Annotated in this window: 8 protein-coding genes; 2 read left to right on the forward strand and 6 right to left on the reverse strand. The window is 45.0% G+C overall.

Annotated features, from left to right (window positions below; translation table 11 throughout):
- Positions 1–184 precede the first annotated feature (184 nt).
- The 5 genes from narI to JMX50_RS06120 form a co-directional block, all read right to left on the reverse strand.
- Positions 185–910 carry a respiratory nitrate reductase subunit gamma gene (gene narI / locus JMX50_RS06100; RefSeq protein WP_201562832.1) on the reverse strand — a complete coding sequence of 242 codons (726 nt, stop codon included), beginning with the start codon at positions 908–910 and terminating at the stop codon, positions 185–187.
- 14 nt (positions 911–924) lie between these two features.
- Positions 925–1,734, reverse strand: a complete 810-nt coding sequence (narJ, locus tag JMX50_RS06105; protein WP_227670948.1) for a nitrate reductase molybdenum cofactor assembly chaperone — start codon at positions 1,732–1,734, stop codon at positions 925–927.
- A gap of 58 nt (positions 1,735–1,792) precedes the next feature.
- Positions 1,793–3,331 (reverse strand): nitrate reductase subunit beta, encoded by a 1,539-nt coding sequence (gene narH / locus JMX50_RS06110; RefSeq protein ID WP_201628839.1) that lies wholly within the window; start codon positions 3,329–3,331, stop codon positions 1,793–1,795.
- 121 nt (positions 3,332–3,452) lie between these two features.
- The gene (locus JMX50_RS06115) at positions 3,453–7,211 is read right to left on the reverse strand and encodes a nitrate reductase subunit alpha (protein WP_201628840.1); all 3,759 of its coding nucleotides are present in this window, start codon (positions 7,209–7,211) and stop codon (positions 3,453–3,455) included.
- Positions 7,212–7,634: 423 nt separating this feature from the next.
- Positions 7,635–9,014, reverse strand: a complete 1,380-nt coding sequence (locus JMX50_RS06120; RefSeq protein ID WP_201628842.1) for a NarK family nitrate/nitrite MFS transporter — start codon at positions 9,012–9,014, stop codon at positions 7,635–7,637.
- Positions 9,015–9,507: 493 nt separating this feature from the next.
- On the opposite strand from JMX50_RS06120, the gene JMX50_RS06125 reads away from it, so the two are divergent.
- Both JMX50_RS06125 and narL read left to right on the forward strand, forming a co-directional pair.
- On the forward strand, positions 9,508–11,571 hold the full coding sequence (locus JMX50_RS06125; RefSeq protein WP_201628844.1) for a histidine kinase: 2,064 nt from the start codon (positions 9,508–9,510) through the stop codon (positions 11,569–11,571).
- Positions 11,572–11,766: 195 nt separating this feature from the next.
- Entirely contained in the window at positions 11,767–12,426 is a 660-nt protein-coding gene (gene narL / locus JMX50_RS06130) for a two-component system response regulator NarL (protein ID WP_201628846.1), read from the forward strand.
- Between the two features lie 159 nt (positions 12,427–12,585).
- On the opposite strand, the gene JMX50_RS06135 is transcribed toward narL, so the two are convergent.
- Positions 12,586–14,067 (reverse strand): MFS transporter, encoded by a 1,482-nt coding sequence (locus tag JMX50_RS06135; protein ID WP_201628848.1) that lies wholly within the window; start codon positions 14,065–14,067, stop codon positions 12,586–12,588.
- Between the last annotated feature and the right edge of the window lie 13 nt (positions 14,068–14,080).

The raw sequence follows: 14,080 nt of genomic DNA on the forward strand, positions 1-14,080 counted from the left end.
TCTGACAACTGTCATTAAGAAAACCATCACTAAACTGTTAAAAAAGCGCTGGGATTAAGCATTTAACCGTCTAATAATTGAGTGGTTTCTATAAGATTCATTAAAAATGAATCTTATAGTATCGTAACTTCATCCAAACATCAATGCTGTATCGCTATTGTGGCTATTTCTATTGGCAACGTTTCTATTGCGAACGTTTCTCTCTGACAATCTGGTAACGGCGACCGAAATACCAGATTGGTGCGCTGATAATATGAATAAGCCGTGTGAATGGGAATATCGCAATCAGGGTGATACCAAGCGCCATATGTAGCTGATAAATCAAGTCAGTTTGCTCAATACGTGCTGCTGCCTGCCAAGGTCTTAAAACGGTGATATCCTGTGCCCAGCCTGCCAGATTCATCATGGTGTAGCCATCTAAATGCTTTACTGAGGTAAAGATGGACAGCAGCCCTAAATTCAGCTGAATGAATAACAGCACCAGTACCAATTTGTCCGAGAACGATGAGGTGTTTGAGATGCGGTCATCGGTAAAGCGTCGCCACATCAACATGACTAAGCCAAACCAACAAAACACCCCCGCGATACCACCGACGACCACCGCTAAAATCTGCTTATGACCCGCGCTGATAAAACGATCATAAAGAAAATGCGGCGTCAACATGCCAAATAAATGCCCGAGCAATACCACGATAATACCGACGTGGAAGAGGTTGCTGGCAAGGCGCATGTTTTTGGTTCTGAGCATCTGGGTCGAACCTGCCTTCCATGAATACTGAGATAAATCAAAACGCACCCAAGTACCGATGATAGCGATGGTCAAGGCTACGTACGGATAAACGCCAAAAAGGAAAATTTGCAGCCAATTGAGGTTGGCTAAAGACTGTACACTAGGATCTGCGATATTCATGTCCTTTCTCCTTATTAGGGTTTAACCGGTTGGTTGGTTTTAAAGTCTACCCAGTGCACAGGGGCATCGACCGCATTTGTAGCAGCGGCGTTTTTTATGCCCGCTTTTGCCGCAAGGTTTTGGGTACTCGTCTGTGACGGGCAGCGCTCTTCTTGTTGCGCATCCAAAAACGTCACCACTTCTTCTTCCCATTCTTTATCTAACGCTTCAAAGCTGTCATCGCGCTTTTCTTTGCTGATTTTTTCTTGATACTCTTCAACAATCTCAAGCGGTTTACCAGCGATTTGCAATAGCGCATTAAAGCAGCCTTTATACAGGCTACCGCGATCCTCTAATCTGGCAGCAAGCAGCGCGATGATATGGCTGACATCAGCGATATCCATACGAATTTGAATATCGTCTTCGATAATGGTTGCTTGATAGGCTAAAAACTCGAGATATAAAGGCAGATAGTCAGGCAGCTCTTTGACGCTAATCTCAAAGCCCGCTTCTTGATACTGACCCATCAAATCGACCATCGCTTGACCACGGTCGCGCGATTCGCCATGTACATGCTCAAACAACCACAATGATAAAGAACGACCGCGCTCAAACAGACCGTCATAACGCGCTTGCGCCTCAAGAGAGCCGGTATCGATTAAATCTTCAATCAAGTCGATGATTTGCGTGCGTACTTCTGGGCTAATCAGCGTTGATTTGGCGACAATCTCGGTGCAATCGGCAAGCGTATCGCCTAAAAACAGCTCATTGCTTGGATAGTCGATAAGTAAGCTTAAGACCTTGAGTAGCTTCAAATCCGAGTTACCGATAGTTGGTGACTCCATCGATGAAGTAATAGGTTCATGCATCGAAGTATTATTATTAAATTGAGTAGTTTGCATCTTATGACTCCCACTTTTGGACAGTATCGATGAAATCGCGGCGATTGGCTTTACGTTGGCCAAACATACTGTTGTCAGAATGTCCTGAACAGCCCTCGCCAAAGGTAAAGCCGCAACCATTACGCTCAGCAAAGGCATCACTTAAGGCTTCTTCACGATGGGTGGTTGGAATCACAAAGCGGTCTTCGTAATTGGCAATAGCTAAGTAGCGATACATCTCCTCAACTTGTAGCTTGGTCAAACCAACATCATCCAAAATACTTTGGACTTCTTGTTTTTCAACCAGTTGCATACGCTTGTAGCTACGCATAGCAAGTAGGCGTTTTAATGCCAAACGTACTGGCTCTTCATCACCTGCGGTAAGCATATTGGCAAGATAGCGCAGTGGAATACGTAAGCTGTCGACATCTGGAATCAAACCATCCATACCGACTTTACCCGCTTCAGCAGCGTTTTGAATCGGTGATAACGGCGGTACATACCACACCATAGGCAGCGTGCGGTACTCAGGGTGTAGCGGTAGCGCAAGTTTCCAATCCATCGCCAGCTTATAAACTGGTGAGCGCTGCGCTGAATCAATCACCGATTGCGGGACGCCGTCTTTTAACGCTTGGGCGATAACGGCAGGGTCATTAGGGTCTAAGAATACGTCCAACTGCGCTTGATAAAGGTCTTGCTCGTTAGGCGTGCTTGCCGCTTCGGCGATTTTGTCTGCGTCATAAAGCAGTACGCCCAAGTAGCGGATACGACCAACACAGGTTTCTGAGCAAACTGTCGGCAAGCCTGCTTCAATACGCGGATAACAGAAAATACATTTTTCAGATTTCCCCGATTTCCAGTTATAGTAAATTTTCTTATAAGGGCAGCCTGAGATACACATGCGCCAGCCGCGACATTTTTCTTGGTCAATCAAGACGATGCCATCTTCTTCACGCTTATAAATCGCGCCACTTGGGCATGATGCGACGCACGTAGGGTTCAAGCAATGCTCGCATAGACGCGGCAAATACATCATAAAGGTGTTTTCGTACTCGCCATAAATCTCAGCTTGAATGTTGTCGAAGTTCTTATCTTTGCGACGTTTTTCAAACTCTGAGCCGAGGATTTCTTCCCAGTTAGGGCCCCATTCAATCTTTTGCATACGTTTGCCGGTGATGGCTGAGCGCGGGCGAGCAATAGGCTGATGGTTGCTGATAGGGGCGGTATGTAGATGCTGATAATCGAAATCAAACGGTTCGTAATAATCATCAATCTCTGGCAAGTCAGGGTTGGCAAAGATATTGGCCAATACTCTGAATTTACCACCGATGCGCGGATTGATGGTGCCGTTGGCATTACGTATCCAGCCGCCTTTCCATTTGGTTTGGTTTTCCCACTCTTTGGGGTAGCCGATACCGGGTTTTGACTCAACGTTGTTAAACCACGCATATTCCATACCTTCACGGCTGGTCCAGACGTTTTTACAGGTGACTGAGCAGGTGTGACAACCGATACATTTATCAAGGTTAAGCACCATGCCGACTTGCGAACGAATTTTCATGGATCTGTGCTCCAAATATTAGTAGAAAAAGCAGCCTTTATTCTTCAATCATGTCGTTTCAAAAGATGTCGTCTTAAAAAATGTCTTTTAAAACGACGGATTTTCAATAGAAGAAAACGCTTTAATCCTCAATGGTGGTTGGTAATGGGCGTGGTAATTCGTTATCGGGTTTGTCCTCTAACCAGTCGATTTTTGACATTTTACGAATCACGACAAACTCATCACGGTTACAACCAACGGTGCCATAATAGTTAAAGCCATAAGACTGCTGGGCATAGCTACCAATCATGTGGGTCGGCTTCAAAATCGTCCGAGTGACTGAGTTATGGATACCGCCGCGCGTGCCTGTTTGCTCAGAACCGGGAATATTGACCAGTTTTTCTTGGGCGTGATACATCATGGTCATGCCTTCTTTGACCCGCTGGCTAACGATGGCACGAGCGGTGATAGCACCATTGGCATTGAACAGCTCAATCCAATCGTTATCGACGATGCCAGCTTTTTGGGCATCGACTTCCGACATCCAAACACAAGGGCCGCCACGGCTTAGGGTTAGCATGAGCAAGTTTTCAGAGTAGGTACTGTGGATGCCCCATTTTTGGTGCGGTGTTAAAAAGTTCAGTACAATCTCTTTATTACCATTTGGCTTAGCGTCTTTGAGCAGCTCAGTGGTCTTAGTATCAATCGGTGGACGATACTGCTGCATTTGCTCGCCAAACGCTTGCATCCAAGGATGGTCTTGATAAAACTGCTGACGACCAGTAATCGTGCGCCAAGGAATCAGCTCATGGACGTTGGTATAACCGGCGTTATAACTGACTTCATCTGACTCAATACCTGACCACGTTGGGCTTGAGATGATTTTGCGTGGTTGGGCGACGATATCTTTAAAGCGGATTTTTTCATGTTCGCTAGACTTGGCAAGATGGGTATGGTCGCGACCGGTGAACTCAGAGAGTGCAGCCCAGCCTTTTACCGCCACATGACCATTGGTTTCAGGCGCGAGCATCAAAATCATCTCAGAAGCGTTAATCGCCGTATTAAGACGCGGTCTGCCTTCAGAGATACCCGTTTCAGTCACACGGTGATTTAAATCGCCAAGCTGTTTGACCTCGGTTTTCATATCCCAATTCAGACCTTTTGAGCCATTGCCTAATTTTTCTAGGGCAGGGCCAAGCGAGGTGAATTTGGCATAAGTATTCGGATAGTCACGCTCAATCACTTTAATCATCGGGCAGTTTTTACCCGGTACAGGTTTTTCACCAGCGGTTTTCCAGTCAGTGCCACCAAATGGCTGTGCAAGCTCGCCCGGCGTGTCGTGTTGCATCGGCAAAGTGACAACGTCGGTTTCAACGCCTAAATGACCTTTTGATACTTCAGAGAAGCTCTTGGCAATGCCTTTATAAATTTCCCAATCGGTTTTAGATTCCCATGCAGGGTCGGTCGCTGCGGTTAATGGGTGAATGAATGGATGCATGTCGGAGGTATTCATGTCATCTTTTTCGTACCACGTTGCTGTTGGTAGCACGATGTCAGAATACAAGCAAGTAGAAGACATACGGAAGTCTAGGGTGACAACCAAATCTAATTTGCCAGTAGGGCCTTTTTCTACCCAATCAACTTCTTTTGGTTGCAGGTGACCTTTGGCATTTTCCTTATTGAGCAAGCCGTTTTTGGTGCCCAAGAAATAATGCAGCATATATTCATGGCCTTTACCTGATGAGCCCAATAAGTTTGAGCGCCAGATAAACATATTGCGCGGGAAGTTGTCAGGATTATCAGGGGATTCACAAGCAAAGCGTAAGCTGCCGTCTTGTAGAGAATCGACCACATACTCTTCCACATCTTTACCGCAATCGGCGGCTTTGGCAGCGATGGTCAGTGGGTTACGATTGAGTTGCGGTGCTGAAGGCAACCAGCCTGCGCGTTCTGCTTGAATGTTGTAGTCAAGCATATGCTCAGGGAAAAACTTTTTATCAACGAGAGGCGAGAGGATTTCATGGGCAGAGATGGTCTCATGACGCCACTGTGAGCTGTGATTGTAGAAGAAGCTCGTGCCATTCATATGACGCGGCGGACGATGCCAATCAAGCGCAAATGCCAATGGCAACCAGCCGGTTTGAGGGCGTAGTTTTTCTTGCCCAACATAATGCGCCCAGCCGCCGCCAGATTTACCGATACAGCCGCATAGCATGAGCATGTTAATCACGCCGCGATAGTTCATATCGAGGTGATACCAGTGGTTCATACCCGCGCCGATGATAATCATCGATTTACCATGAGTCTTATGGGCATTTTCAGCGAATTCACGCGCGACTTGGATGACGCGCTCACGGCTCAGACCGGTGATGACTTCTTGCCAAGCAGGCGTGCCCGGTACGGTGGCATCGTTATAATCGTCGGTGACATGCTCGCCGCCGACACCATTATCAACCCCAAGGTTGGCAACGGTTAAATCAAATACAGTGGCGACGATAGCGGTGCTGCCATCGGCCAAAGTAATGGTTTTACAGGGGACGGTTTTTTGCTGTATCGCTTCGCCTGGTACTGAGGTGAAATGCGGATGATCTACATGACCAAAGTAATCAAAGCCGACTTTACAGGTCTCATTACTGTCTTTTAAAGTCAGCGTTAGGTCAATATCTGCGCCTGTGGTACCATTTTTTTGTTCAAGATTCCATTTGCCTTTTTCGCCCCAACGGTAGCCGATAGAGCCAAGCGGAGAAACCAGCTCGCCATTACTATTTAGACCGATGGTTTTCCATTCTGGGTTGTTTTCTTGACCTAAATTATCGATTAAGTCAGAAGCACGCAGATAGCGACCCGCATGGCGCGCGCCTTCTTCACCTTCTAGCATCACTAGCACTGGTAAATCGGTATAGCGTTTGGCGTAATCTAAGAAATAGTCACTAGGCTGCTTAAGATAAAACTCTTTGATAATCACATGACAAAATGCCTGCGCGACTGCCGCATCAGTACCCTGTTTTGGATTTAGCCATAAGTCAGTGAGCTTAGAAACTTCCGCATAGTCAGGCGTGATAGAGACGGTCTTGGTGCCTTTATAACGCACTTCGGTAAAGAAATGCGCATCAGGTGTACGCGTTTGCGGAACGTTTGAGCCCCACGCAATAATATAGTCAGAGTTATACCAATCGGCTGATTCTGGCACGTCAGTCTGCTCACCCCAAACCATCGGCGACGCTGGTGGCAGGTCACAATACCAGTCATAAAATGATAAGCAGACGCCGCCAATTAATGATAAATAGCGACTACCAGCAGCATAACTGACCATCGACATCGCAGGAATTGGAGAGAAACCGACGATACGGTCAGGACCAAAGGTTTTGGCGGTATACACATTACTGGCAGCGATGATTTCATTGACTTCTGCCCACGTCGAGCGGATAAAGCCACCCAAACCGCGCTTAGATTTGTACTGTTCTGCTTTGATAGGGTCTTGGACAATGCTGCCCCACGCATCAACTGGATCAGGATACTGCGCTTTGGCTTCACGCCATAATTTTAATAGTGGCTTACGTACTTTAGGGTATTTCACACGGTTCGCTGAATACATATACCAGCTGTAGCTTGCGCCACGAGGACAGCCGCGCGGTTCGTGGTTTGGTAAGTCAGGACGGGTTTCTGGATAGTCGGTTTGCTGCGTCTCCCACGTCACCAAGCCGTTTTTGACGTAGATTTTCCACGAGCAAGAACCGGTACAGTTGACGCCATGCGTTGAGCGCACAACTTTGTCATACTGCCAACGGCTACGATACACATTTTCCCAATCACGAGACTCATCGCGCGTCTCGCCATGCCCATCGGAGAATTCGCCCTGTTTACGTTTAAAAAAACGGAATTGGTCGAGTAAATGGCTCATTTCGCTATCCTCTATTTTATTGCCTAAGGTGTATCTAGAGCTGAGTGCAGAATGCTTCTATCTTGATAGTGCTTGATATCGGTATGCAGCTAAGCCGTAAATATTATTTCGATAGCGTCATTTTAAGTAAGCCGTCACCCTCTTACTATCAGCTAACATGAGCAGGGCACTACCACCTTAGTAGTAGCGGCAAGTTATCAAATTTGCTTAAAAAAACTGTTAAGTGTCTAATTATTGAGCGTCTAATCGTTAAACGTCTAATCGTTAAACTTCCATGAGCCCTGCTTATTTAGCAGCTGAAAATTGTTTAGCAAAAATTTAAAACAAAAAAAGTGCTACTCACATCAGCAAGTAGCACTTCATAGGGTTGGTTATTGCTCAGTAAAAAGACGGTTATTAAAGGGTTGTTATAAAATATCTGCTTTAACAAGGAATCTCAGCATTAGCACGGCTGTAATACCACCAAGTCAATCCGATACAGAGAATATAAAAGGCAATTAAGGCGATAAAGGTGCCATCAATACCCAGTCCTGAACCGAACATTTTTGGTACAAAGAACGCGCCATAAGCGGCGATTGCTGAGGTGAATCCAACCACCGCCGCTGACTCTTTACGTATTTCAATAAATAGCGGCTCTGTCCCTGCTTTCTCAGGCTCACGGCGTTCGTGAAAGGTTCTAAAAATAACTGGAATCATGGTAAAGGTAGAGCCGTTACCGATACCCGTGGTGATAAATAGCACCATAAAGGAGATAAAGTAGCCGACAAAGCTGCCCTCATTGGTCTCGCTAGGTAGGAAGTACATCACCGCCAATACTGCCAATACCATCACGATATAGTTCCAAAAAGTGACTTTTGCGCCGCTGGTTTTATCAGATATCCAGCCACCTAGTGGACGAAATAGCGCACCAACCAAGGGACCTAAGAAAGCAAATTTAAGCGCATCAATGGCAGGAAATGAGTTTTTAATCAGCATCGGAAATGCGGCGGAAAAACCAATAAAGGAGCCAAAGGTTGCCATATAAAGAATACACATAATCCAGTTATGTTTGCGTTTAAAGATAACGGATTGGTCTTTAAACGAGGCTTTGGCGGTGGCAATATCGTTCATGCCAAACCATGCCAATGCTGAGAACAGCAGGATAAAGGGTACCCAAATAAAGCCCGCGTTTTGTAGATAAAACAGTTTGCCGCTGGCAGAGACTTGTGGGTCGCCGCCTAAGCTACCAAAGGCCGCTACCAATATAATCATCGGGACGACGAACTGCATGACCGACACGCCCAAATTACCCAAACCAGCGTTTAGCCCAAGCGCTGTACCTTGTTCTGCTTTTGGATAAAAGAACGAGATATTGGACATAGACGAGGCAAAGTTACCACCGCCAAAGCCGCAAAGCAGCGCAATAATGGCAAATATCATAAACGGTGTATCAGGATTTTGAACCGCAAAGCCCATCCATAATGCCGGAATTAACAGAGATAAGGTTGATATCGCTGTCCAACGCCGACCACCAAAAATTGGCACCATAAAAGAATAAAAAATCCGTAGCGTCGCCCCTGATAGACCGGGTAGCGCAGCGAGCCAAAACAGCTGCCCGCCATCAAAATCAAAACCAATCTCAGGTAAGCGCACGATGACCGCGCTCCATACCATCCATACTGCAAACGCCAGTAGCAAGGATGGAATGGATATCCATAAATTTCGAGTGGCGACTTTTTTGCCGCCCCCTTTCCAGAACTCATCTATCTCAGGTCGCCAGTCAGTGATGAGCTTACCACCTTTGAAGTTGTAATCATTGCTCATACTATTCCTCACTTAATATCATTTATACTTAGTTATAATGGATAGTTTTATAACCTTAAGCCGTTATAAAACTTACCGTATGCAGTCGCTTTGATTGTTGTTAATGACCGCTCGTATATGGGTTAGGTTGATGCGGTAGATTGATGTCTGTGACCAATGCGCCCTTGATAACAGCAAATCATCACAATCAATGGTTTTATAGAAACGATAACTCACGGTACTGCGTTATCCCGATGATGAGTATTCATACATAGTGGTATACTGATGGCTAAAAGAGGTATGTTGCGGGCAGAATGATTACTAAAAGTTTGCTCTGAATGGACCGATGTGGTTTTTATTTTTTGAAAAGTGTGGAGTTTTTAACCAGAACTGGTTTGAGATTGGTTAGGCGCACTTGGCTTTTTTTAAGATGCTTTTAATACTTTTAGTAAGTTGTTAACGCTGAGATACTGAACGCCTCTTTTTTACTAATTTTGATGGGTAAACGCTATTCATGAAGTCTATTCAACGCCGCCAGTCTTTAACCCTGCATGCTTGGGGCGCTATTATTATCATTGCCATCTTATCCTTCATGTCAGCGTTGGGGAGTGGGGCGCTGGCTTGGGTAGCACGGTCTGATGCGGAGGCGATTAATACCGCAGGCTCGATACGCATGGCCACTTATCGCATTAGCTTTCAGATTGCGACTGGTTTTTCCGATGACCATCCTTTTAGCTCAAGTTTAAATATTAACCAAAACGGTGTCAGCGACCAAGAAAATGAGACGTCTGTTAAACAAGATAAATTAGATTTTTCTAATAAGAATACCGCCGAAAAGACCGCTATCTTGATTAAGGATATGGAAAATCGGCTGGCAGAATTGCAGGTCTATCAGCTAACGAGTGCCAATAGACATACGCTCATCAATGAGCAGCTTAATAAGATAAAAGACCAATGGTATCAAGACTTAAAACCGACTTTATTGGCGCAGGATAAACAGGATTTTTATGGCGTTTCTGCCAGTTATATCGAAGATGTGAACCGTTTTGTTGGTGAGCTGCAGTACCGAAACGAGCAGCGCCAGACATGGCAGCAAAACTTGCAAATCCTCTCGTTGATACTGACCATCATTATTGTACTGATTGGCATGCGCCGATTGCATCAATTGGTGCTCACACCTATTTATCAATTGATAAAAGCCAATAACCAATTTAAAGACGGTCAGTTTAATACCAGAGTATCCATCGCAGGCTATCGAGAGTTTGAAGTGCTTGGCAATTCTTTTAATGATATGGCAAGTACGATTGAGACCTACCAGCGCTCGCTTGAGAGTGAGGTGCAAGTAAAAACCCAGCATTTGGTCAAAGCCAATCAAGTACTGTCACTGTTTTATGACTTTTCAAAATCGCTGACCACCAGCCAAGTGAGCTTATATCAGCTCGACGCTTTAATTGCAGATTTCAGTAAGACCTTGCCGCATTTAGAATTTACCTTGTGCATACAGAATAAATATATCACCAGTAAAAATGCCATCGTTCTGCATGGCGAAAAAATGAAAGAGCTGTGCAAAAAGCTCAATTGTGATAACTGTGCAACGAAAAATGGCGAACATACCAAGTCTTATCCTATTGTTCATCAACAAGAAGAATTTGGCGAATTGCGCGTGCGACCTAAGTCGGCGCTAATGATGAATTACTCTTTTATCGCTGATGATGGCCTTAATGATGATGACAGTAATAAGACAGGCAATGATATCGCGCCAGAGCAGCGCATAAACATGACAGAGGCGGGGAGGGTTTTCCCATTTAGCAGTCCTGAATTGGATGCGCAAAATAACGAGCTCATCGTGGCGCTGACCAACTTAATCAGTACCGCCTTATCGCTACGTAAGCAAAAACAGCAAGAGCATCAGCTGATTTTGTTTGAAGAGCGCTCGACCATTGCGAGAGAGCTGCATGACTCCTTGGCGCAGTCGTTGTCTTATCTAAAAATCCAAGTCAGCGTCCTTGAGAGACACCTTAAAAACGCTGGCAGCGAGCCCGTCAAAGCGCCGGTAGCGCAAAATATCGAGCAGATAAAAATGGGGCTAGGCTCAGCTTATCAGCAGTTAAGAGATTTATTGGTGACCTTTCGCTTGACCATTGATAATGATAATTTCGACGAAGCCTTGCACGACGCTGCCAGTGAGTTTGCCTTAAAAGGCGATTTTAATATAACGGTGCACAACCATATTATGACGCTCAATTTGAGCGCCACTGAGCAGATAGATTTGATTCAGATTGCCAGAGAGGCGCTGTCAAATATCAGCCGCCATGCAAAAGCACACAACGTCGCAATTCATTTGGAATACGAGGACGGTGATAAATATATCGTCATGAGTATCATCGATGATGGCGTTGGCATGTCTGGCGGTGTCGATCAAACCCAGCATCACGGCTTGATGATTATGAAAGAGCGCGCCCATAATATCGGCGGCGAACTTATCGTGACCGATAACCAGCCACGCGGCACTATCGTTACGGTCAGATTTGAGCCCAATTTCTTTGATGAAGAAAGTAATAAAGATGCTTATTTATAAGCTCATAATATTGTGATTTTAAGCGATTGAATGGTCTTTTTTAAAGTTGTTGATTGGCGTTTTTTTGGCGGATTTTTCTAACCAGTTTCATTTTTAAATATGATTTCTGCTAAGCAGTTTTTAAGCATTGTAATACTGAGTTATTAAATTTAAATCATTAAATTCTTGTACCATTTTTTAATTTGTGAGTATGTTATGAGCACCAAAGTTTATACCAGCACGTCGCCCGCTCGCCTATTATTGGTTGATGACCATCCGATGCTACGCCGCGGCATATCTGAGTTATTAAGTCTTGAAGACGATGTCAAAGTCGTTGGCGAAACCAGGAATGGTCAAGAGGCATTAGCATTTTTAGAAAATAATGACGTCGATTTGGTGATACTTGACCACAAAATGCCGGTGCTCACCGGTATCGAAACCTTGAGAGAAATCAAAGCCAGAAATATCAATACCAAGACTGTCCTGTTCACCGTTTCTGATAGCGGTGAAGACGTACAAGAGGCGTTAAAATTGGGTGTCGATGGTTATCTGCTAAAAGATATGGAGCCTGAGCTGATTATTATTGATATCAGAAAAATACTCCGCGGTGAGTTGGTCATCAGTCCCAATCTAGCCTCGATACTTGCCCAAACGTTGCGCACTCCAAGCATTCAAGATATCGCCAGTAATCTGACCAGCAGAGAGCTACAAGTCATTCAGATGATTGCTGAAGGGCTGAGTAATAAGATGATTGCCAATAATTTGGATATTGCCGAATCAACGGTAAAGGTACACGTCAAGCATATCCTCAATAAAACCGGTTTGCGGACACGGGTAGAAGCGGCGGTATGGACGGTTAACCATTTATCTAAGTAATCATTTATTTAAGCAATCATTTATTTAAAACTAAAAACCCACCTAACAATATGCTAGGTGGGTTTTTAGTTTTAAATGTAACAATCAAGGAGTGTGATTTTTATGTCTTAGTTTTGGATATAAATATTAACGGCTAATATCAGCTTTTAGTACTTACTTCTAGTATTTACTTTCTGCCGCAATTTGACGATCAACGGATGACATTTTATATTCATCACCAAAGGCGTCTTCTGGTTCTGCCAACCAAAAATAACAGACGACCCATGCAATCAGCGCACCGACTGCAATGATATAAAAGAACTGATTGGGCTCTACAAAGGTATAAATAAATAAGTAGAATACCGCGCCAACGTTACCATAAGCGCCTGCCATGCCTGATATCTGACCGGTTAGACGACGCTTAATCGAAGGAATAATCCCAAAGGTTGCGCCTTCTGCCCCTTGTACAAACACCGAGCATAGAATGGTAAAGACCACGGCGATAAATAGCGGCCATTCGGCATTAAGCATACCCATCAGCGTAAAACCAATGCCAATACCGAACATATAAATCAGCATCACCAAACGACGATTACCGACTTTATCAGAGATATAACCGCCAAGTGGCCGCGCCCATAAATTGACAAAGGCAAAGGTAGACGCAATCAAACCAGCCGCAGTCGGGTCAAGTTTCCACGTCGCAGCAAAAAACATCGGTAGCATGGAAACCACCGCTAGCTCTGCGCCAAAGTTAGCAAAATAGCTGACATTCAGCGCCGCCACCGATTTAAAGGGGTATTTGTCATCTTCTGGAATACCGGCTTTAAGCATGGGCACATTGACGCTAATAGCCTTATAAATCTGATAAGTGACCATCAATACAATCACGCTATAAGCAATAATAGCGCCCGTGGCACTTAAAAATCCCATCGCTTGGGTGCGATACACCAGCAATCCCAATACGCCGTATAAAGGAACGATAAATAAGCAATATAACCACAAGTCTTTCCAAGTCGACACTTCTAACGCGCCTGCTTTACGGGATTTCTTATGCGTACCAACTTCTGGTCCATCGGTGATTAAAAACCAATAAGCCACGCCGTATAGTGCCATTAATAAGCCAGATAAAGCAATTGCCCAGCGCCAACCATCATCGCCGCCAAAGAATTGTAAGGCAACGGTTGGTATGGTAATCGCTGCTGCTGCTGAACCAAAATTTCCCCAGCCAGCATAAAAGCCTTCGGCAAAGCCAATATCTTTTGGTTTAAACCACAATGCCGTCATATGGATACCGACGACAAAACCTGCGCCGACGATAGACATGAATAAGCGCGAGACGAATAGTTGCATGGCAGAGTCGCCAAACGCGAAAAACCACGTCGGTATCGCCATCACCACCATTAAGATAGAAAACACGCGCCGCGGACCAAAGCGGTCCAATGCCATGCCGACGATGACGCGCCCCGGAATCGTCAACGCGACGTTGGCAATTAAAAATAATTTGATATGATCAGGGGTTAAATAGCTTTCCGTCTGTAGCATCGAGGTTGCCAGCGGCGCCATATTAAACCAGACATAAAAGGTGAGAAAAAAAGCAATCCACGTATAGTGAAGCGCCCTTATCTCACGGCGTTCAACCTCGAGTAATTCTTTTGCATGCATGATAATGTCCCCA

It is taken from the genome of Psychrobacter maritimus, assembly GCF_904846345.1.
Classification (GTDB): Bacteria; Pseudomonadota; Gammaproteobacteria; order Pseudomonadales; family Moraxellaceae; genus Psychrobacter; species Psychrobacter maritimus.